The sequence below is a fragment of the Rhodococcus sp. NPDC060176 genome (genome assembly GCF_042728675.1).
Lineage (GTDB): Bacteria > Actinomycetota > Actinomycetes > Mycobacteriales > Mycobacteriaceae > Rhodococcus_F.
Window position 1 is genome coordinate 762,807 of the sequence record NZ_JBHWYS010000003.1, and the last position, 20,616, is coordinate 783,422.

A 20,616-nucleotide genomic window follows, 5' to 3' on the forward strand; every position below is an offset into this window, starting at 1 on the left:
TCACATCCTGAATACGCCGAAGCGCGTTGTTCCGTGATTGCGGGGAAGCATGGACAGTGCGAGCGAAACCCAGGATCGCGTGTCGACCGGGTCGACGATCGCGTCCACCCACAGCCTGGACGCAACGTAAACCGATTCCCCTTGCCGGTCGTAACCTTCACGGATCGGCCGCTTGATTTCCTCTATTTCCTCTTCTGTGAGCGGATTCCGCGTGTGCGCGCAGATTCGATCTTCATCAAGGCCATCACCGATGCTGCTTGTTCCGCACCAACTACGGTTGTCTTGGCGTTCGGCCACACGGCCATGAAGTCAGGGCCTATCGAGCGTCCGCACATTGCGAGGTTTCCCGCCCCATAGCTTCCACCGATGACGATGCTGAGCTTGGGAACTCTCGCGCAGGCAACGGCGTTGACCAGTTTCGCTCCATGCTTGGCGATACCTTCCGCTTCGTACTGCTTCCCGACCATGAATCCGTTGACGTTGTGCAGGAACAACAGTGGGATATCTCGCTGTGAACACAGCTCGACGAAGTTGGCGGCTTTGAGGGAGTCCTCCGAAAAGAGCACCCCGTCGTTCATGACGACTCCGACGGTGTACCCCTCGATGTGGCCTGTTCCGCAGACGATGGTTCGGCCGTAATTTGCTCGGTACTCGACCAATTCGCTCGCGTCGAGTAGGTGGGCCAGAACGTCGCGCGCGACGATAGGTGTTTTGGAAGAAGCCGGGATCACCGTGTCGAGCGCCTCGGGGGAGTGGAGAGGCGGTCGCGGAGATCGTGACGGTGCCCGTACTTCCCGTCGATCACCTCGGGCGACGATGTCGGCGATCATTGTCAGTGCCTCGATGTCGTCGTTGGCGATGTGATCGACGACGCCGCTGATCACCCCGTGCACGTCGGCACCGCCGAGTTCCTGCGGTTCGACGTCGACACCGGTAGCAGCCTTGACCAACTGAGGACCACCGAGATAGACAGTGCCGGTGCCTCGGACGATGACGGTCTCGTCGCACATCGCCGGGATGTACGCACCTCCCGCGGTGCAAGAGCCCATGACGGCTGCGATCTGAACGATTCCGTCTGCCGACATTTCGGCGATGTTCTTGAACATCTCGCCGAAATGGTGCTCGTCGGGGAATATCTCATCCTGCATGGGGAGGAAAACACCTCCCGAGTCGACGAGATAGACACACGGCAGCCTCAGTCGACGGGCGACAGCTTGCAATCGCAGTTGCTTCTTGACGGTCAGCGGGTAGTAGGTGCCGCCTTTGACAGTGGCGTCGTTTGCGAAGATGGCGCAGAGTGAGCCGCGGATGAGACCTACTCCCGTAACCAGACCGGCCGACGGGAGTTGCTCGTCGTACACCTCGAATCCGGCCAGTTGGCCGATCTCGAAGAATGGGGACTGCACGTCGAGAAGAGCGTCGATGCGTTCGCGAGCGGGCAATTTGCCGCGAGCACGATGCTTGGCGACGGACCGCTCGGGTGCTCCGTGAACGGACAAGTGTTGCGCGCCCGCGACTCGCTCACGAATAGTCTTGTAAGCCAACAAGTTTTGCTCCCGGGTTCCGGGGTCGAGTTGTGCGGTGCGTTCAATGACGGGCATGGGACGTACCTACTGTCGGTTCGGAGGAAGCTGTACGGAGGGAGAACACGAGAGCCGTCGCTGCTGCGGTGATGAGTGCGATGATTGCCGACCACACGCGTTCGTCGGACGCGAGAGGTCCGACGACGGAGGCGATGCCGGCAATCCCCTGCTGCACGAGGCCGCAGTAAGCCACGGCGATGGCTCCACCTTCCGCGAAATGTGTCACTGCTGATGCGGCCGAGTTCGGGAAGAGCAGCGATTGCCCGAATGTCAATGCGACGTAACCGATCAGGAAGACGACGAGCAACGGAATGGAACCAAGCGGGGGATACCAGCAGAGCATGAGGACGAGACCCGCAACCAGCATGCATAACGCACCTCTGCGCATCAGCTTTTCCGAACCAACGGCCGTGGCCCTGCGGTTGACGTACAACGCGCCGCCGAAGTAGGCGGCTCCGTAGAGGATTCCGAAGGCCCCGAACGCCCACGGTTGCAAATTGAATCGATCGCTGAACAGGAAGGGACTCGATTGCTGGACCAGGACGATCGCGCCGAAACCCAAACCTCCCGCAATGGCCGGCTTGTAGAACTTGGGTGTCAGCACTATGGCATTCCACCGAACGACGCGTTCGTTGTTGTCGCGGACCGTGGTGTTCTCGGTATTCACCGCCACTGCAGCCAGTGCTACGCCGAACGCCCCGAGGACTCCGAATCCGGCGCGCCACGAGGTGAACGACGCGAGTGCGCCGCCGATCAGTTGGCCACCGCCCAGCGCCACCACAAATGCCATCGACAACAGTGACAATCGGCTGGCCAGCTCCGAACCGGTGAACCTGTCCTTCACCATCATTCGCACGACGATGGCCGCGCCTCCGGCCCCGATGCCTTGCACGATCCGGCCGATCAGTAGAACGGCGGCGCTCTGGACCAAGGCCAGAGCAACGCAGGCGATCACGAACAGGGCCAAACTGGACAACAGTGCGGTCCTACGTCCGAGGCGATCGGCCAACCGCCCCCACACGACCACCGGTAGTGCTGCACTGATCACGAACAAAGTCACCGACCACTTGACGACGGAATCCGCGATGCCCAAATCCGCGGCGATCTTCGGCAGTGAAGGGAGATAGATGGTCGTCGCCATCTGTGCTGTCAACACGACGGCACAAGCCAGCGGTGTCACTGCGACAGTGCGGCCTTCGCTCATTCGGTGACACTTCGTAGGACGTCGGCGAAACGCTCGATCGTTGCCGAAGGCAAGTCCGCGCGAAGCATCAATCTCAGCCCGGCTTTGCCTCGACCGATGACCGGAAAGAAGACCGCCGAGGTGTAGAAACCGCGTTTCAGCAGTTCCTTTGCTGCAGCGATGGTTCTTTCTTCCTCGTGGAGTGTGACGAACCGGATCGGGAGGCCATCGCCCGATGCCGGCGTGTCGACGAGTGAATCGAACTGTTCCACAACCGTTTGCAGTCGCCGTTGGCGCTTGTCGACCTCTCCGCTGTGGTGAAGTTCCACGGACGCTGCGATAGCGCCCAGCCCGGCTACATTCACACGTTGCGACCACGTCAGTGGGCCGCCGTAGCGAAGTGCTAGATCACGATTTCGACTGCCACTGTTGCTACTGAGTGCGATCGCGCCGCCGGAAGCGCCGAATCCCTTGTTCAGCGATGTCAACAAGAATGTTCGATCATTCAAGCTGCCAATGAGATCCAGTACTGCACCACGGCCGTTGTGTCCGAGGACCGAGGTGCTGTGTGCCTCGTCGAGAACGAGAATCAGTCCGTATTTGGCCTGTAATGCGAACAGTTCGTTAAGCGGTGCCTTTCCTCCGGTGCTGTAGACGGTGTCCGCCACGTATGCCACCTGAGAATTCGTGCGGCAGAGACTTTCGAGTTCATCGACGTCGTCGTGTCGAATGGTCACGATCGTCGTTTCGTCGGCGACGCTCGCCTTCATGGCATTCAGGCAGAAGTGTGCGTTCTTGTCGAACACCATGAGGGGAGGTTCGCCGCCGGTGAGCAACCCGGACGCGACGAGGGGGAGCAGACTCCACGCCGCGTTGGCCGCGGACCCGAGCGTGAGAACATGCGCGTCCAACAGTTCGCCCAGTGCGGCCTCGGTGTCGTCGAGGAGACGGGAGTGAACCCTCATCCGTGAGATGGAACTGTTCAACGTTCGTTCGCGCTCGAGAGCGGCGATTGCACCCGACCGAATCCGATCGTCGGTGTCGAGACCCAGATACGAGTAGGTGGAGAAGTTCTCGAATTCGTAGCCTTCGGTCGTCCGGTGTTCGAAGCCTGCGACGCGGTCGGCGGTGATATCTGCCAGGCCCTCGCCGACTGCGCGATCCCAGAATGGGTTGCTCAAATCGGCAGCACGCCTGAGGTTCGAGTACAGGTTCCTATCTTTCAAGCTCTCGGCAACCGTCATTTTCGCGGCTGATCCCTTCACTGGATTCGATAGCGGAATTAATGCGTTGATGCACGAAGGAGCATCACGTCAGTGGGCATCGCTAATTGAGAACGAAAGACAATTCGATGTCAAGCATTGCCAGTTGAAATGCCGCGAAAAGTGAAGAGAACCCTGCGGTTTGGAATTAGTTGAATCTAGGACTTTTGCAGTTCTTCCAGTTCAAGGCCGGTGATGAATTATCACGATTTCCCGTGGTAAATCGGAAAATGCCGTGAGTCACACGCTGATCAGTGTTTACCGGCGATGATCGAGGAATTTTAAGATCCGGGTGCGTGAAAGGGTTGGCCTGGATGCGATAAGGCTTCAGACCTGATGGTCTCCGTCAATACTTCGGAGTGTTTTGTAGTCAGGAGTGGCCTATCTGGAATTGAATTTCTTCGAGGTGAATAGTGTGAAACTCGAAGACGTAGATGGGTAAAGCTTGTCAAGTTCTTTACTTATGGCTATTGATGGTGTGCGGTTGAACCGGCAATGATTCAGCTTCGTCGGAACCACTTACCGCGCAGAATCATCAGTATTCGGTCTGTCCGCCGATGACGACGAAGACGATCCAGAGAAACTGCGCCAAGAAAGCTCGAGATCGACTGCCATTGCTCAGTTATGCGCGTACTTCGAATCGTGCACGTCCATCGATCGGTCTGCTGCAGCGTCATGCAATGTCAAACTGCCTCGCTCCCTTGAATTCTCATGGAGGGAGCCCAGTGGAGACGCTATGACGTCAGGGAATTGGTAGCCACGTCCTGGCCGCGACGACCAAGGCGTTCACGCCGATTGTCAGGGTCGGCTCGATCACCGGAGCGTAGTGCGGCGAATGGTTCGACGGCACGGTTCGCAGGGCTGGGTCGGTCATGTCACCTGTCGTGAACAGGGAAGGGTCGGTGCCGCCGAGCAACCAGTACGACAGCGGCGCACCGGCGCTGGTCGCGAGAATGCCGACATCCTCGCTCCCTGCTCCTGCGCCAGGGTCGAGAATCTTGTTGTTTCCCAGCCATTCGGCAAAGGCATCGAGTGTCTTGTCCAGCGCTGCCGGATCATTGACGACGATAGGAAAGTGCTCTGTCTCGGTGATAGTCGGTGGGGTGGGTGCGCCGGCAGTGGCCGCCTCGCCCCGGACGATGCGGTCGACGCTGTCGAGGATTCGTTGACGCACACCGGCGTCGTAGCTACGGATGTTGAGTTGGAGTTCCGCTTCGCCGGGAATGACGTTGGCGGCATCTCCAGCATGAATGGAGCCGACGGTGAGGACCGCCGTCGCGGTGCTCGGCACTTCGCGTGAAATGACAGTTTGCAGGCGGAGCACGGTTTCGGCTGCCATGACCACGGGATCGACGGAGTTCTCCGGCATCGATCCGTGCGCGCCTTTTCCGACCAGTCGCACACGCAACGAGTCCGATCCCGCGTACGAGGGCCCAGCATGCCCGGCGATGGTGCCTGCCGGAAGCGGAGCCACGTGTTGTCCGAGGACGATGTCGGGCTTCGGGAATCGCTCGAACAGTCCGTCGTCGACCATGGCCTGCGCACCTGCGCCAAGTTCTTCGGCCGGTTGGAAGACGAGGACGAGAGTGCCGGACCAGGTCGTCGTGTCCTGAGAAAGAATTCGGGCTGCACCGAGTAGACAGGTTGTGTGCAGGTCATGGCCGCACGCGTGACTGACCGAGACGGACTTCCCCTGATCGTCGGTGGTCGTCACCGTGCTGGCGTAGTCCAAGCCGGTTTCTTCTCGAACCGGGAGGGCGTCCATGTCCGCACGCAGTAGCGCAGTAGGTCCCGCTCCGTTCTTCAGGACGGCGACGACTCCGGTCGAGCCGACCCCGGTTGTGATGTCGAATCCCAATGCTGCCAAATGTTTTTCGACGATCTTGGATGTTCTATCCTCGTGAAACCCCAGCTCCGGGTGGCTGTGGAGGTCCTTGTAGACGTCGATCAGGTTTGGATCCACGGCGACGGTTTCGTGCACAGTCGAGGTCATGAGCGTCCTCTCGGTAGCGTCTTTTCAGGCTAACCGGGATGACGTGTCGGCAAACACGACCTAGGTCCCATCGCGCCCGTGATTCGGAGTTCGGATGCTTACGGCACGTAGAACGATGCGACGCCTGGGGTGATCGTTCCGGTGACGGACAGGACGGCGACAGCGACTTGGCCGGTTCCGGTCTGAACGATCGCCTCTGCCGGGAATCCGTGCAGGCCGTCCGAGAGTCGGGCGGAACCGGAGGCCCCGGTCGAGAGGTTCAGCCAGCGCACTTCGGACGAGAGCAGGCATCCCCACCGGTCTTCCTTGCCGCCGGTGATCGTCACCGTGCCGGGTTGGTCGCCGACCACAGCTACGCAGCGGACTGCGGGCGCGTCGAAGCTGCCGTTCGGGTTGCCGTACGGCGCAGGGTTGACCTGGAATGGAATGGTCACCGCTGCAGATGCGAGCGCTACCGGCGTCAGAGCCGAAACGATCACGACAGATGCGCAGACGCTCAGTCGGCGAACGAGATTCATCACGAGAGATCTCCAATGTCCAGGTTGTTCATTCCCCGACGCACAGCTCGGTTCTTCGTGTGCCCGGAACTCGTCCAGCAATGTCGTTTGCAGTGGCCACTTTCCAACACTGTCGTGATCGAAGGGACAGCCTCACCATATCCGCTCGAATCGGAGAATTCAGAGATTGGCGATGATGCGATCGACGGGACCCTGCGGTGAGCGCCGCAATGCGTCAACCGTGACCGGGTGCTGTTTGAGCACCCCGCGTGCAGTGTCCCGCTGAATGGGCATTCGGACCCTACTGCGCCGCGACTGCCCTAGCGTTTGCGTCGATAAACCACGTGAAGGGATTCGTTCAATGGCTAAGAATCAGGCACCCCCCGCGACTCGAGCCCATGACATCGCTGTCGACCTGCTTGTGATCGGGTCCGGTACCGGCATGGCTGCGGCCCTCACCGCGAACGAGCTCGGCTTGTCCACGCTGATCGTGGAGAAGACGCAGTACGTTGGCGGTTCGACGGCGCGGTCCGGTGGGGCGTTTTGGATGCCTGCCAACGCGGTACTGGCGGAAGCCGGTGCGGGCGACACCGTTGCGCGCGCGAAGACCTATGTGCATGCGGCGGTTGGTGATACGGCACCCGCCGCACGTGGTGAGGCGTTCGTCGACAACAGTGCCGCCACGGTCGACATGCTCAGTCGCACGACGCCCATGAAGTTTTTCTGGGCCAAGGAATACTCCGATTACCACCCCGAACTGCCGGGCGGCAGCGCGGCCGGCCGCACTTGCGAGTGCCAGCCCTTCGACGCGTCGGTACTGGGCGCCGAACGCGGGCGCCTGCGCCCCGGCCTGATGGAAGCCGGGCTTCCGATGCCGGTCACTGGCGCGGACTACAAATGGATGAACCTGATGGTGAAGAAGCCGACCAAGGCTTTTCCGCGCATCATCCGCCGCTTGGCGCAGGGTGTTTACGGTAAGTACGTCCTCAAGCGTGAATACATCGCCGGCGGTCAGGCGCTCGCAGCGGGCCTGTTCGCCGGTGTGGTGCAAGCAGGTATCCCGGTGTGGACGGAAACGTCGTTGGTTCGGCTCGTCACCGAGGGCGACCGCGTGACCGGTGCGATCGTCGTGCAAGACGGTCGCGAGGTGACAGTGACGGCCCGCCGCGGTGTCGTTCTGGCCGCCGGCGGGTTCGACCACAACATGGAATGGCGTCACAAGTACCAGTCGGAGAGCCTCGGAGAGCACGAGAGCCTGGGCGCAGAGGGCAACATCGGCGAGGCGATCGAGGCTGCCCAGGAGTTGGGCGCGGGTATCGGCTCGATGGATCAGTCATGGTGGTTCCCCGCAGTGGCGAGCATCAAGGGACGACCGCCAATGGTGATGCTCGCGGAGCGTGCGCTGCCTGGCTCGTTCATCGTCGACCACACAGGTCGTCGATTCGTCAACGAGGCAACCGACTACATGACGTTCGGTCAGCGCGTGCTCGAAAGGGAGAAGGCGGGCGACCCTGCCGAGTCCATGTGGTTCGTTTTCGACCAGGAGTACCGCAACAGTTACGTGTTCGCAGGCGGCATCTTCCCGCGTCAGCCCCTTCCACCAGCGTTCTTCGAGTCCGGTATCGCGCACAAGGCGAGCAGTCCGGCCGAGCTTGCCCGCAAGGTCGGACTTCCCGAGGATGCTTTTGCCGAGTCCTTCGAGAAGTTCAACGAGGCCGCAGCTGCCGGTAGCGATGCGGAATTCGGTCGCGGCGGAAGTGCATACGATCGGTACTACGGCGACCCGACAGTGTCCCCGAACCCGAACCTGAGGAAGCTCGACACGAGTGCCCTCTACGCGGTGAAGATGACGCTCAGCGACCTCGGCACCTGCGGTGGCGTGGAGGCCGACGATCGAGCGCGCGTGCTTCGTGAGGACGGCAGCGTCATCGACGGCCTGTACGCGATCGGCAATACCGCGGCCAACGCATTCGGACAGTCTTACCCGGGCGCTGGCGCGACGATCGGCCAGGGCTTGGTTTACGGATACATCGCCGCGCATCACGCAGCAGAGCGGTAGCTCTACCGAACAACAGATCTACCTGAACGGGAGATCAGCGCACGTTCCGATACCGGGACATGCACTGGTCTCCCGTTCGACGTTCAGGTGACGTCGAGGCGGGTGCAATTTCGACCGGTCGGGTCGACCTGGCAAAAACAGGTATGTATCCAGGTAATTCAACCGTCGTGTGGAGCACCATGAAGCGACAGCGTATGGGGTGATTCTCATCCGCAACGCAAGGATCCGCATGTTCCACCCCAATCTCGACTGCCCGTGCAGACACCCGCCCTGTCGATCTGCAACCGAAATGCCTTCGGTTCGGCGTGGCGACATTCGTGGCCCACGATCAAGGATCGGTTCCCGCCCTGCCGCGAGTTGGCTCGGGATTTTGACAGTGCTTTCACCAGTACTGACGGAATAGTCTCCGGACCTGCTCTCCGTCCACCCGCGTGACAAGTCCGCGGGGCACAGGACGAGCGCACCACAGTGTGGTCCGTGATGCGAGCTAGCGCGCTCAGGTGTTCGCGGTTGTGGCCGTTTCCGTGCCACAGACCATGCCGTCGAAGATCCACGAGCTCGTCGGATTCTCGACATTTCGATCAGTACCCATGCGTCCCGCTGTCGCAAGAGTTGTCGCTCTGGTTATCGCCGCGGCGCATTCCGAAAAATTCACTCCAACGGAGTCGGTGCTGTCTGCCGTACCGCTCAGCACGTACCGAGTGCTGCCCGCAGGTAGAGCGTTGCACCTGCTCCGATCACATCAGTCAAGGAAAAAATGAGTAAGCACAGAAAACCCATGCGTTCCAACACGAAACGATTCATCGCTGCCACTGCGGGCGTGAGTGCTCTTGTGGGTGCCGGAGCGGTCGTCAATGCAGGTATCGCCGGTGCGCAAGGTTGGTCGGCGAGTTGTAACTGGGAGTGGCCGGTAGACGGGGCGCTGTCACAGGGCTTCCATGCAGGACATGACGGCGTCGACTTCGCCGTAAACGTAGGCACCGTGCTCCACGCACCGACGTCGGGCACGATTTCGGTTGCAGGACCGAACGATCCGGGTGGATACGGAACATACATCCAGTTGGAAGCGGACTCGGGCGCGCAGATTCAGATGGGTCACCTCTCCGAAACATGGGTCGGTGTGGGGCAGCATGTCGAGGTAGGCGATCAGATCGGGGCAACGGGCAACACCGGCAGTTCCACCGGGCCACACCTGCATCTGCGGATTCACAATGGTGGCGCCGTCGATCCCATGGCCTTCCTGAGTTCGGTCGGCGCATGCGACACCGGCTCGAGCATTGTTCCTGCACCTGCACCTGCACCTGCACCTGCACCTGCACCTGCGCCTGCACCTGAACCCGAGCCTGAAGTGGTACCCGAATCCGTGCCGGATCCGGTAGTCGAGTCTGCAACATTCGAATCTTCACCGGCAGAGAGCATTCCGGAGTCTGTGTCTCAGACGTCGGGTGAAGCGGTGATCGTCGCGGCCGGTGATACGTTGTTCGGCCTCGGTGCCGAAAGGGGGCTCACCTGGCAACAGGTTTGGGACATGAACCCACAGATCGTCAATCCCGATCAGATCTTCGTGGGCGACGTAATCGCTCTGTAAGAGTGGAGGATTCGATGCTGAGTGAGGGTAGACGACTGGTATTCGAACACGTTCAGTAGTTGCGTTCATTCTGAATCCCAGTTGGTGCGTGAGGACTCTGCAGCCGGGCCGTGTTGCGGCCCGGCTGTTTTCGTGCCCGCGATGTGCGCGTCAGGTCGACGATCCAGACGATCAATGCAGCGGCAGCGTACCCGCCCCCGACGGCGCTCGAAGCACCCCAACCCGCGGCATGGAAGACCATGGTGGTGGAAATCGCTCCGATTGCGCTGCCCAGCGAATAGAACACCATGTAGCTGCCGATGATGCGGCCGGCCGATTCCGGTGCATGGGCGACTATGAGATTCTGACTTGTGACGTGTACAGCCTGGACGGCGAAGTCCAATGCAATCACGCCGATCGCGAGCAGAACAAGAGAGTGCGTAGCCTGCGCGCTCAGCACCCACGAGAGTACGAGAACGATCAGGGACAAGCCGGTGACGCGTTGCGACTTGCCTTCGTCTGCCCATCGGCCGGCGCTGATTGCACCCAGTGCGCCGACAAGTCCGGCTATACCGAACAGCCCGATCTGTGTTGTGGTCAATCGCCACGGTTCCTCGCTCAGTGGCAGGGTCATACCGCTCCACAATGCACCGAAGGACGCAAAGAGGAACAGGGTGATCAGCGCCCGGGTGCGGAATACTCGGTTCGTAGTTGTCAATGTCACGACTGACCCGACTGCCCGCGCGTAACTGCCCTTCTTCCGTCGTGGGCACACGTCTTTCGGCAACATCGCCAAGGCGACCGCGGCGATCAGAAGAGAGATGACGGCAGACCCCGAATAGACCGCCCGCCAGCCGGCCAGATCTGCAACCAGTCCCGCCACGGTGCGGGCGAGGATGATGCCCACCACGACGCCACTGGTGATGACGCCGATGTTTGCGCCCCGCTCCTCCGGGTGGCTGATCGCTGCGGCGTAGGCAACTATGACTTGGACGACGACTGAGAATGCGCCTGCGACGGTGATGCCGATCAAGAGTTGCAGACTCGTGGTGGAAAATGCGACAAGCATCATTGCCGTTGCGGCAGCGCCTATCTGGAGTGCGATCAGATTCCTGCGGTCCACCAGGTCGCTCAGTGGCACCAGCACGATCAGCCCTGCGAGGTAGCCGAGTTGGGCGAGTGCAACGACTAGTCCGAGACCGGCTGCTGGAAGTGACAGGTCCGCCCCGATTTGGCCGAGAAGTGGCTGTGCGTAGTAAATGTTTGCTACCGAGACCCCGCAGAGGACAGCCAAAAGGATGCGCAGTCTGTGAGGCATCCCGTGCCTGGTCGGCGCGGCCTCGTGCGCGGCATGATTGACCACTTTCACTCCATTTGGTTGCGTTTTGATACCATTTGAAGGCTATGTCATGTCGGTTTCAAAACGCAACCAAAGAGGAATTCGATGGCTTATCGCATGCAGTGGACGGACTCTCACTGCCCGGTGGCTAGAGCAGCCGACATCATCGGGGACCGCTGGTCGCTGCTGATCGTGCGGGATGCCTTCGACGGGGCGCGCAGATTCAGCCAGTTTCAGCGCAACCTCGGCATCGCGAAGAACATTCTGACCGACAGGCTGCGGAGCCTTGTCGAACAGGAAATCCTGGAGGTTCGAGCAAACGAACAGGGGACCAGGAACGAGTACGTCTTGACCGCACGTGGCGCGGATCTGTTCACCGTGATCGTGAGTTTGCGTCAGTGGGGCGAGCGCCACGCGTTCGACGACGGTGAACCATCTTCGACGTTGGTCGACGACACGACGGGAGATCCTGTGCCGACGCTGCGATTAGCCAATGCACAGGAAATCGAACTTGATGTGGCAAATACGCACGTACGGAAGGTCGATCTCGATTGATACTCCATTCATCGGGACCGCTGTGAAGCGATCCGACATCGGTGTTCTGCGCCGCCGTTGGTCAGACGAGGATGTCGAGAAATTACGGGCAGAGTTGCTTGATCAGTCACGGATCGTCAAGCCACCTCACGCGCTCACCTCGCCATGGACGGAGACTGCCGACGGGTTGGTGGATTTGCGTGGCCTGACGGCAGGTAGCGGTGGTATCGACATCAGATTCATCACTCTGGAACGCATCGACCTGAGCTTCGTCAAGGGTGCACTGTCAGTCTTCGAGTCCGAACTATTCGACTGCCGTTTCGATTTCGCCATGTTGACCGGCCAGCCGCGCATCAATCGCAGATTCGAGCGGTGCAGTTTCCGCGGTGCCACGCTCTCCCGTCTGGCTCTGGGGCCGCAGATCGTCGATTGCGATTTCACCGGAGCGAAAGCACTGCGGCTCAGGTCAGTGCCCAATACTGTGTTCGAGCGCTGCATATTCGACGGCGCGGACCTGACCGGTGCGCAGTTCTCGGACACGTCTTTCGTAGATTGCACCTTCGGCGCCGCGCGATTCTCCCCGTCCTCGAGCTTCGTGCGGTGCTCCTTCACCCGCACCGTCGTCGAGTTCTCCACCGCGCGGGTGTCGCGAATGACGAGCGACGGGCTCGAGGTGCCGGACCAGTGGGCGGGTGAAGCAGATGCGACCGTCGCGCTGGAGCAGTATGCCGCGCGCTACGCGCAAGCACTTGGCGCGGGAGATGAGGGTGGAATGGGTCTCGATCCCGAAACTCAGGATCGATAGTTCGAGTTGGAATCGGGGGAGCGTCGTCAGGTGATTTCGGCAACGACTTCGACGCGGACGACGAACTGCGAAAGATCGAGTTCTTGGTTCTGGAAGGTATCGGTGAGCCCCAGTGTCCACCCGCATTCTGTCAGCGTGGGCCGACCCCGATTGTCAATGGCGAAAGCTGTGTTCCTGAAGGATAATTGGCGCCGAACACCATCGAGCCCACAGTAGTTACCAGTACCTGGGCGTGCACGCCTGATTCTGAGCTCTCGACGTCATCGAGGGTCGCAATCACGACGCGTTGCGACCCGTCAAGGGTAGTCCGTACACTCAGTTGCCCCTGCGACTCGGCCAAACGAACCTCGGGATCGGCGATTACGATATCCAGGAGTCCGTCGTGCGCGCGGAGGTGCATCTCACCGCTGTACTGGGTAATCCGAGTCCCATCGGGTTCATGACGATCTGCGACGAGTGGCCAGATCAGCTCGTCCCCCTGTTCGACCAGGGCAGACCCGTATGAAATCTCACCAAGTGCTCGAACGTACTGCAGCAAGGACTCTTTCACTGACCATCGCAGTGGCGCGGCGTCGCTGTGCTCTGTTGTTCCCACGGTCTTCTCTATTCTTTGTACCGGCATGTGGACCAGCAAACGATCGGATTTGAACGCAATCCAAAGATTGGGCCACCCGGAGCTGACCTTTGCCGACTCCGGTTGGTCTAGTTTTGTTACTCGTTATCAATTATCAGTAGAACTGCTGTTGTACTCGAGGCCACCGAGAACGAGGTCGACGACTGATTCGATGTATTTGTCCGCGCCGGATTCAAATTCCTTGACTTTAGACATCGGTGTCATCAGAAAACGGTGCTCGATTGTTCCTGCCACGGCGTCAAGTATCAGAGCTGGTGATGTGCCCTTCGCGATCTCTCCGCGTTCGATTGCGCGAAAGATAGTTTCGCGGCCACCGACGATACTTTCGTTGCGAAATTCGGCGATTTCGCCCTCGAATAGTTCTGGAAATATTTTTGCATCGATCATGGCGCGCATTCGTGCTGAGCCATGCTCGCCGAGCAACCGCTCTACCGTCACCTGGCCGATTGCCACCAGGTCTCCGCGAAGCGTTCCGGTATCGAAGTCAGTGACTGTCATTTTGCTGGACCGCAACGCGGCTGACATTATCTGTTCTTTTGTCTGCCATCGTCGGTAAAGAGCCGCTTTTCCAACCTTGGCGTGTCGCGCAATCAAGTCGAGATTCAGCCTTGCCCACCCGAGATTCCCGTACAACTCCATCGTCGCGGACAAAATACGTGCTTCTATTTCCGGATCGCTTGGTCGCCCACGGCCAGACGGTTGGGGGATGGCGCGTGACATAGACTCATCATGCCACGCACCATCTGCTGGCTACTCCAGGGCATCTCGTTGGTTCTGTCAAAGCTCGATGCGACAGTGAACTGTCGCCGGTTCCCTCGCCCGAAGCCAAGGTTCGAGATAGGTTTTCGAGCCGTTCGATCACATAGTTTCTCGTAATTATTAGGGGAAATCAATTTCGAACACTCGTGGTGCCAGAGATTCACATACGTACGGCAAGGAATCTTATAGGAAATATCACGATGATTCTCGGACCGGAATGTCGGCCACATGTTTCGGCAATTCGGGTTGGTAGGCCTTTCCTCCCAGCTTGTCGAGAAATGGAACCAGCAGAAAAATCAGCACGCCTACTCCGATGCAGACGGACCAGACCGTTAGGAACGCAGTCTCACTTGGTATTTTCGATCCGCTGATCACCATGCCGGACATGATCGCGGCAAACGCCGCTCCGGCAGTAGCCCCGGCCACGGTTCGAGAAGTGTTATACAGGGCACCCGCGATTCCGGAGTCTTCCGGACGTGCGCGAGAGATAACAAGTGCGGGAAGGAGCGCGACGAATAGTCCGATGCCGATACCTCCGATCAAACCCATCGAAATGAAGCCAGTCAGGTTGTGTCGAAATGCGATCAACCCAACGAACCAAATGGAAATCAGAAGGGCAGAGATTTGCAGTACCGTTCGGATCCCGAGTCGTCGCGCGAGGCTGTCGGCGAGCGACGACGAAACCATGAGGGCGAGTGGTACGGGAGTTATCGCCAGCGCAATGCCCATCGAGTCGAGTCCAAACCCGTACCCGACGATGTCAGGTTTCGATGCAAAATACAGTGCAGAAACGGTAGCAGCTCCGTAGAACTGCAATCCGAATAGCCCAGTCAACAGTAGAAGGAATCCGACTCCTCCCTTCGTCAGCAACGTCAAGTCGACCAAAGGGCTGCTGATTTTCTTCTCCATCACAAAAAAGGCGACAAGTAATGCCAAGCCGACGCCAGTTGCCATCAGGGTTGTCGGAGAGGTCCACCCTAGCTTGCTTCCATTGCTGATCCCGACGAGGAAGGCTGCGAGACCGGTACCCAATAGGGCAGCACCTGTCCAGTCGATGGAACCTTCTGTACGAGCAGATGTTTCGGGAACAAACATTGCGATAGTTACAAGGCTTGCCAGTGCGAGTGCGACAGGCACGAAAAGGGTGACGGTCAGATTGGCGTGAGTGCCGAGTAGTCCGACCAAGAGTGTCCCCGCAGCTCCTCCGGCACCGAGGCACCCTACAAGTATCCCGATTGCGCGGCCTGAACTGGCGCCCGCGCGTTCTCGGAGAATTGCCAACTCGAGCGGAAGGAGTGCCCCCAACGTTCCTTGGATGATTCTGCCCAACAGGAAGATCCCGAATGAAGGTGCTACCGCTGTAATGATCGTTCCGGCGGAGACGGCGCCAAGCACAATCAGTACCAGGCGCCGGTGGCCGTATTTGTCGCCCAATTTGGCCAGCACCGGTACGCAAATGACGGTCGAAAGCAGGTATGAAGCCAATACCCAGTTCAGTTGGGCTGGGGTGATCTCGAGCCTCTGTCCAATTTGCGGTAGAAGTGGGATGTACCACGACTGCAGCATTCCGCTGGTGACTTCGGAAAAGGCGAGGAATCCAACGGCGGCGAGTCCTCCGACTTGCCGCGTCGACATCGCAAGATTCGACTGAACATTCGGTTCGGTCACTGGCACCCCTTGGTGGTGTTTGCAATGCGGGTTGGGTTGCTAGGCATCAGTTCTCGCGTCCTTTTTATCAGGGGTTCGGAGTGCATCGAATTAGAGACGACTATCGTCCGCTGAACAGTATTGAGCAGGTTGGGGATGTGTCAAGGCTCACAACGTTGTTACCGGAAGGTAGTCAATCTCGATGGTCGAACGGCAGAATCCTGACTACCGGACATGGGGTCACCCCGGCGGGATCGCAGAACAATGCGAGGCTGCACCACAAATTCGTGCCACGGATCATCTGTCGGTCGTGTGTGGACACCACCACCGCCGCTTCGGTCGCTTCGAGGGCCTCGGTCAGCTCGTCGACGAGACGGATTGACAGATGATTGCTCGGCTCATCGAGCGCGATGTTCACCCGTCGTTCGGCATTCCAAGCATCCAGTGCCTCTACCTGTTCGAGTGCAGCTGAATAGCGGTGGTCGGCCTTCGCGGTGCCAGGTGCGAGACCGTTCAACGCGATTTCGAATTCGTCCACTGCGGCTAGAGCATCGGCGATGGAGTCTCGTACGACTTGCCCGACCGTGCGTTCGTCGGTGGTCAGCATTTCTTGCTCTGCCGGACCGAGGGCGCCGACCCGTGAAACGACGCCGACGTCCGGTGTCAACTTTCCAGCCAACACGTGTACGAGGGTGGACTTACCGCGGCCGTTCTCGCCCACCACCGCCCAGCGCGATTTCGGCGTCACAGTGAGGTCGATTCCGCTCAGTATCGTTGTGCCGCTGTAGGTGACGGTGATGTCGGTGGCGGTGAGTTGCGCGCGCAGGCGTGCAGGAATGGTCGATGAATCAGGCATTCTTTCTCCCGAGGAGCGTGCGCGCTACCGAAATAGGTGCTGGTACGCGCAAGTGAGTTGACGGAGACCACGCGGGTCGGAAATCGCAGGTGCGACCGACCGGGATCGCTCCCGAGGGTCGGCGCGACTGAATGAATCCGTCACTCGAAGATCAAATGCCTGCCGTCACGATAACAGGAAGCGGTGTCATGTGACTACGAAAATGCCGCAGGTGGACTTCAGCTTCCTTTCGCCCAATTTGGTCGTTCTGTTGTCAACCTCTGGCACCGGTCACCGGTGATGGAAGACCCTCACGATTCGTTCGGCGGTGCGCGGTGGCGGTGACAAGTAGGTAGCGTTCCGCTGCGGAGTAGTCGGTGATCGATGTGCCGTCAGGTCCGGGGGTTTGGGCGATCAGGTCGAGGTAACGGCGGCGATAGAGGTATGCGTCGGGCTGGGTCAACAGGTACTCCGCGGCGGCGACGACTTCCGGACTCGGTGCGGCCCGCTCGAGTCGAGTGCGGGCCGGCTGGTAGTCGGCTCCGTCGTTCCGGGTCGGTCCGATGGCTGTGTAATGCCCGTCGCTGCGATCGTCATCTCGGGCAATGTTTTTCATGCGGTGGCCTTGGTGTGTATCAGCTCGACGTTGCCGTTGTAATAGTCGAGGACGCGGTGATCCATGATCCGCCTCCACAGCGGTGGTATGGCAGCGCAGACGATCATCACCGCGTACCCGGCCGGCAACTGCGGAGCGGTGGGAGCGCTGCGCAGAGATTGGTAGCGTAGTCGCGGATTCGCATGATGGTCGCTGTGTCGTTGCAACTGGTACAGGAACAAGTTGGACACGAGATGATCGCTGTTCCAGCTGTCTTCGGGCCTTGCCCTGACAAAGCTGCCGTCTTCTCTGCGCGCACGGAGCAATCCGTAGTGTTCGAGGTAGTTGGCCGCCTCGAGGAAAGTTATCCCAGCCAAGGCTTGCAGGAACAGCCAGGGCAGTACCTGCCACCCGAACACGATGATCAACGTCCCGAACAGCGCGGCGCAGAGTGACCACGCCTGCACGATGCTGTTCCGAGGCGACAGTACCGGTGAACCTTGTCGGCGCAGACGTGCTGATTCGATTAGCCAACCCGACCTCAGGCCTCCGAACACACTGCGGGGCAGAAATATCCAGAAAGATTCCCCAAAGCGGGCACTGGCCGGATCGCGAGGCGTCGCGACCTTGATGTGGTGACCGTGATTGTGCTCGATGTAGAAGTGTCCGTAGAAGGATTGACCAAGAACAATTTTCGCCAATCTTCGCTCATGGCGGTTGTTCTTGTGGCCGAGTTCGTGTGCGGCATTGATACCGACACCTGCCACGACTCCGACGGTCATCGCCAGTGCGATCTTCTCTCCGGTTGCCATCGGGGCATACGACCAGCACCAGGCAGCGAAGACGAGACCCCCGTATTGCAGCGGCACGAACAGGTAGGTGCACCATCGGTAGTAGCGGTCATCCTGCAATGCCGCGATCGCGTTGTCGGGCGGACTGTGGCCGTCGGCGCCGACTGCGAGGTCGACGATCGGTATGACGAGAATCAGGATCCAGGCACCGGTCGCCCAGAACAGGCCGAGGTGCAAATGTTCGACAAGTAACCAGGACAGGAAGGGGCTCAGTGGGATCAGCAATCCCAACGGCCACAAGTAACGCTTCCGATCCCGCCATGCAGGCGCATCGGCGCCGGTTTCGACGCTCGCACCAACGTCGCCGGTTTCGACGCTCGCACCAACGTCGTCGGTGTCTGTCATCGAGAGTTCTCGGTCAAGGACAAGTGGAACATGATCATTGCTCTCCAACTGTTCGCGCAGAATTTCGAGGTCTATATCATTCCGCTGCAATGAGTTTCATGCTTCGGCGTCGTCGGGCGGTCAGACGATGTCGGCGAATGCGATGATGTTGTCGTTGTAGCTGCGTGCGGTTTCGTCGAAGGATCCACCGCACGTGATGATCCGGAGTCCGGGATGGTCGAGGTCGCTGTATACGACGTCGGTGGGGAAGTTCTCTTTGGGGAAGTGCTCGATGCTGGTGGCGGTGAACACAGCGCGACTTCCGTCTTCGCGCGTGACGATGATGTCGGCTCCTGGTTCGAGATTCCTCAGATCGAAAAAGACCCCGGCTACGCCTTCCCAGTCGACGTGGCCGGCGATGATCGCTGGTCCGACCTCGCCGGGGGCGGGAGCGCCGGTGTACCACCCTGCAGCCTTCCCGTCCGGTGGGACTTCGAGAGTTCCATCGGTATCGAGTCCGAGATCGATGATGATGGTGTCGACGCCGATGGACGGGATTTCGAGTCGCACGGGGCGTTGTGCGGCCGTTACCGGAACCTTTTCCGGCTGTACAGAGTCAGGGGCGCTCGGCGCGGATGGGGCAGTTTGTCGAGACGACGGGTGAGGTTGTGAGTTTCCGGCGTCGACCTGTCCGCCGGCGCATCCGACGACTGTCAAGAGTGCCGAAACAACAAGGGCGAGAGCCGTGATGGCTCGGCGAGATCGCGGAGCCATCACGGAGTTGCTGTCCTTCATCTATCGACTGGTCCGACGGATGACGAGGACCGATGTTGCCATGACGGCGAAGGTGCAGACCAGCAAGGCAATCCACCCTTCACTCGACTGCCCGGCACTTTGGGATTGTGTGCTTCCGTCGCCGGTGTCGACCGAGCCTCGTGGTACCTGCGGCACCTGAGGGGTTCGGCCAGTGGGGGATTCCGGTCCTACAGGTTGAGTGGTCGGGGCACTCGTTCGAGATGCCGAGGTCGTCGGTACCTGAGACGGGATGGTTACTGTCCCGGGCACAGTCGGAGGTGTTCCCGGTAGTGGCGGTAAACCGGGAATCACGGGTATCGACGGAATGTTTCGGCTGGTCGTGATGACCGGAGGTACGCCCACCGTGGTGGTCACCGTTCCGACAGGGGTGCCCACCGTGGTTGTAGTCGCCTCTGGCGGGACCGCCGTAGTGGTGGTCGTAGTCGCCTCTGGCGGGACCGCCGTAGTGGTGGTTGTAGTCAACTCGGGTGGGACCGTCGTCGTGGTTGTCGTCGTGTCAGGCGGGACCGTAGTCGTCGTAGTGGCAGTCGGGGTTGTAGTTGTGACCGGCGGCGCACAGGTGGGGACGGTAACGGTGTTCGTATCGAGAGTGACCGCGCCGTTGATCGCCAACAGGCGACCCTCGACAGTGGCCTCCGTTGTGGCAGTAATGTCTGTCAGCGCCAACAGGTTTCCTCGGAACACGGAATTGGTGCCGAGAATGGCGGAGCTACCAACCTGCCAGAAGACATTGCACGCCTGCGTCCCGTTGATCAACGCGACGGTGCTCGAAGACGACGTGATCAGCGTTGATCCGGCTTGAAAGACGAAGACGGCATCCGGGTCACCTTGAGCGTCGAGGGTCACGGTTCCCGACAGGGCGATCGACGATCCGGAGTTGTAGACACCCGAAACCAGTGTCCGGCCGGTCAAGTCGGCTCCGGTCGGTTGTGTCGGGCCCTGACCGGCGAGAGTGTTGTAGGCAGTCAACACGTCGGGTTTTGCTCCCTGAGATACCGCGTCTCCGCCATGGTTGGTGCCGGTGATCGTCAGGTCCGATACACCGGTGATGGTCGGCGTCGGATACGTGCCGATATCGCCTCCGAGTGTTGTCGGTCCGGTGTTGGTGATTCCCGCTCCGGCAAGGACTGCAAAGGGCTCAGCGGTGCCGAGTCCGACAGCAGTCGCTTCCGCGCCGGCAGTGCCGGCCGGCAGGACGAGAAGGCCGACTGAGAATACGGAAATCGTTGCAATACCTGAGAATTGAAAGAACCGCGAGCGTCGTGTTGCGGTAGGTGCTGTCATGTTCTGTTCATCTTCGATCCTTTGAAGAAGGGACTCATGCGACGAAAGT

Annotated in this window: 17 protein-coding genes and 1 pseudogene; 4 read left to right on the forward strand and 14 right to left on the reverse strand. The window is 59.9% G+C overall.

Features of this window, described 5'->3' with window-relative positions; all coding sequences use genetic code 11:
• The 5 genes and pseudogenes from ACFWEM_RS18435 to ACFWEM_RS18455 form a co-directional block, all read right to left on the reverse strand.
• Nucleotides 1-1,601: pseudogene (locus tag ACFWEM_RS18435) on the reverse strand (carboxyl transferase domain-containing protein).
• Nucleotides 1,588-2,787: an MFS transporter gene (locus ACFWEM_RS18440; RefSeq protein ID WP_378535721.1), complete on the reverse strand. Its 1,200-nt coding sequence runs from the start codon at nt 2,785-2,787 to the stop codon at nt 1,588-1,590. The pseudogene ACFWEM_RS18435 and the gene ACFWEM_RS18440 overlap by 14 nt, the downstream one beginning before the upstream one ends.
• Nucleotides 2,784-3,947 (reverse strand): aminotransferase class I/II-fold pyridoxal phosphate-dependent enzyme, encoded by a 1,164-nt coding sequence (locus tag ACFWEM_RS18445; protein ID WP_378535723.1) that lies wholly within the window; start codon nt 3,945-3,947, stop codon nt 2,784-2,786. Before ACFWEM_RS18445 ends, ACFWEM_RS18440 begins: the two co-directional genes overlap by 4 nt.
• 823 nt (nt 3,948-4,770) lie before the next feature.
• Entirely contained in the window at nt 4,771-6,021 is a 1,251-nt protein-coding gene (locus tag ACFWEM_RS18450; RefSeq protein WP_378535725.1) for an amidohydrolase, read from the reverse strand.
• Nucleotides 6,022-6,119: 98 nt separating this feature from the next.
• Nucleotides 6,120-6,539: a hypothetical protein gene (locus ACFWEM_RS18455; RefSeq protein ID WP_378535727.1), complete on the reverse strand. Its 420-nt coding sequence runs from the start codon at nt 6,537-6,539 to the stop codon at nt 6,120-6,122.
• A gap of 340 nt (nt 6,540-6,879) precedes the next feature.
• On the opposite strand from ACFWEM_RS18455, the gene ACFWEM_RS18460 reads away from it, so the two are divergent.
• Nucleotides 6,880-8,577 (forward strand): 3-ketosteroid-delta-1-dehydrogenase, encoded by a 1,698-nt coding sequence (locus ACFWEM_RS18460; protein ID WP_378535730.1) that lies wholly within the window; start codon nt 6,880-6,882, stop codon nt 8,575-8,577.
• Nucleotides 8,578-9,355: 778 nt separating this feature from the next.
• Nucleotides 9,356-10,165, forward strand: a complete 810-nt coding sequence (locus ACFWEM_RS18465) for a peptidoglycan DD-metalloendopeptidase family protein (protein WP_378535733.1) — start codon at nt 9,356-9,358, stop codon at nt 10,163-10,165.
• 52 nt (nt 10,166-10,217) lie between these two features.
• Here ACFWEM_RS18465 and ACFWEM_RS18470 read toward each other — a convergent pair whose 3' ends face one another.
• Nucleotides 10,218-11,462, reverse strand: coding sequence for an MFS transporter (locus tag ACFWEM_RS18470; RefSeq protein ID WP_378535735.1), 1,245 nt, complete (start codon nt 11,460-11,462; stop codon nt 10,218-10,220).
• A gap of 126 nt (nt 11,463-11,588) precedes the next feature.
• Here ACFWEM_RS18470 and ACFWEM_RS18475 point away from each other — a divergent pair, with 126 nt between their 5' ends.
• Together ACFWEM_RS18475 and ACFWEM_RS18480 are read left to right on the forward strand one after the other, a co-directional pair.
• Nucleotides 11,589-12,038: a winged helix-turn-helix transcriptional regulator gene (locus ACFWEM_RS18475; RefSeq protein WP_378535737.1), complete on the forward strand. Its 450-nt coding sequence runs from the start codon at nt 11,589-11,591 to the stop codon at nt 12,036-12,038.
• Nucleotides 12,039-12,060: 22 nt separating this feature from the next.
• Nucleotides 12,061-12,822 (forward strand): pentapeptide repeat-containing protein, encoded by a 762-nt coding sequence (locus ACFWEM_RS18480; RefSeq protein WP_378535739.1) that lies wholly within the window; start codon nt 12,061-12,063, stop codon nt 12,820-12,822.
• Between the two features lie 130 nt (nt 12,823-12,952).
• Here ACFWEM_RS18480 and ACFWEM_RS18485 read toward each other — a convergent pair whose 3' ends face one another.
• From ACFWEM_RS18485 to ACFWEM_RS18520, 8 genes are all read right to left on the reverse strand, one after another.
• On the reverse strand, nt 12,953-13,444 hold the full coding sequence (locus ACFWEM_RS18485) for an HtaA domain-containing protein (RefSeq protein WP_378536183.1): 492 nt from the start codon (nt 13,442-13,444) through the stop codon (nt 12,953-12,955).
• A gap of 99 nt (nt 13,445-13,543) precedes the next feature.
• Complete coding sequence (locus tag ACFWEM_RS18490) at nt 13,544-14,176, reverse strand: TetR/AcrR family transcriptional regulator (protein WP_378535741.1); 633 nt, start codon at nt 14,174-14,176, stop codon at nt 13,544-13,546.
• Nucleotides 14,177-14,410: 234 nt separating this feature from the next.
• Nucleotides 14,411-15,883 (reverse strand): MFS transporter, encoded by a 1,473-nt coding sequence (locus ACFWEM_RS18495; RefSeq protein WP_378535743.1) that lies wholly within the window; start codon nt 15,881-15,883, stop codon nt 14,411-14,413.
• Between the two features lie 172 nt (nt 15,884-16,055).
• Nucleotides 16,056-16,718 carry an ATP-binding cassette domain-containing protein gene (locus ACFWEM_RS18500; protein ID WP_378535745.1) on the reverse strand — a complete coding sequence of 221 codons (663 nt, stop codon included), beginning with the start codon at nt 16,716-16,718 and terminating at the stop codon, nt 16,056-16,058.
• A gap of 253 nt (nt 16,719-16,971) precedes the next feature.
• Nucleotides 16,972-17,313, reverse strand: coding sequence for a hypothetical protein (locus ACFWEM_RS18505; protein WP_378535747.1), 342 nt, complete (start codon nt 17,311-17,313; stop codon nt 16,972-16,974).
• Nucleotides 17,310-18,488, reverse strand: a complete 1,179-nt coding sequence (locus ACFWEM_RS18510; protein ID WP_378535749.1) for an alkane 1-monooxygenase — start codon at nt 18,486-18,488, stop codon at nt 17,310-17,312. The genes ACFWEM_RS18505 and ACFWEM_RS18510 overlap by 4 nt, the downstream gene beginning before the upstream one ends.
• 120 nt (nt 18,489-18,608) lie before the next feature.
• Nucleotides 18,609-19,262, reverse strand: coding sequence for a class F sortase (locus ACFWEM_RS18515; RefSeq protein ID WP_378535751.1), 654 nt, complete (start codon nt 19,260-19,262; stop codon nt 18,609-18,611).
• Entirely contained in the window at nt 19,263-20,567 is a 1,305-nt protein-coding gene (locus ACFWEM_RS18520; RefSeq protein ID WP_378535753.1) for an ice-binding family protein, read from the reverse strand.
• Nucleotides 20,568-20,616: the final 49 nt, after the last annotated feature.

Coding starts and splice junctions, on each gene's coding strand:
- ACFWEM_RS18505 (WP_378535747.1), bottom strand. CDS start 17,313: ATGAAAAACATTGCCCGAGATGACGATCGCAGCGACGGGCATTACACA.
- ACFWEM_RS18440 (WP_378535721.1), bottom strand. CDS start 2,787: ATGAGCGAAGGCCGCACTGTCGCAGTGACACCGCTGGCTTGTGCCGTC.
- ACFWEM_RS18465 (WP_378535733.1), top strand. CDS start 9,356: ATGCGTTCCAACACGAAACGATTCATCGCTGCCACTGCGGGCGTGAGT.
- ACFWEM_RS18500 (WP_378535745.1), bottom strand. CDS start 16,718: ATGCCTGATTCATCGACCATTCCTGCACGCCTGCGCGCGCAACTCACC.
- ACFWEM_RS18450 (WP_378535725.1), bottom strand. CDS start 6,021: ATGACCTCGACTGTGCACGAAACCGTCGCCGTGGATCCAAACCTGATC.
- ACFWEM_RS18520 (WP_378535753.1), bottom strand. CDS start 20,567: ATGACAGCACCTACCGCAACACGACGCTCGCGGTTCTTTCAATTCTCA.
- ACFWEM_RS18510 (WP_378535749.1), bottom strand. CDS start 18,488: ATGACAGACACCGACGACGTTGGTGCGAGCGTCGAAACCGGCGACGTT.
- ACFWEM_RS18455 (WP_378535727.1), bottom strand. CDS start 6,539: ATGAATCTCGTTCGCCGACTGAGCGTCTGCGCATCTGTCGTGATCGTT.
- ACFWEM_RS18475 (WP_378535737.1), top strand. CDS start 11,589: ATGGCTTATCGCATGCAGTGGACGGACTCTCACTGCCCGGTGGCTAGA.
- ACFWEM_RS18515 (WP_378535751.1), bottom strand. CDS start 19,262: ATGAAGGACAGCAACTCCGTGATGGCTCCGCGATCTCGCCGAGCCATC.
- ACFWEM_RS18470 (WP_378535735.1), bottom strand. CDS start 11,462: ATGCCTCACAGACTGCGCATCCTTTTGGCTGTCCTCTGCGGGGTCTCG.
- ACFWEM_RS18460 (WP_378535730.1), top strand. CDS start 6,880: ATGGCTAAGAATCAGGCACCCCCCGCGACTCGAGCCCATGACATCGCT.
- ACFWEM_RS18490 (WP_378535741.1), bottom strand. CDS start 14,176: ATGTCACGCGCCATCCCCCAACCGTCTGGCCGTGGGCGACCAAGCGAT.
- ACFWEM_RS18485 (WP_378536183.1), bottom strand. CDS start 13,444: ATGCCGGTACAAAGAATAGAGAAGACCGTGGGAACAACAGAGCACAGC.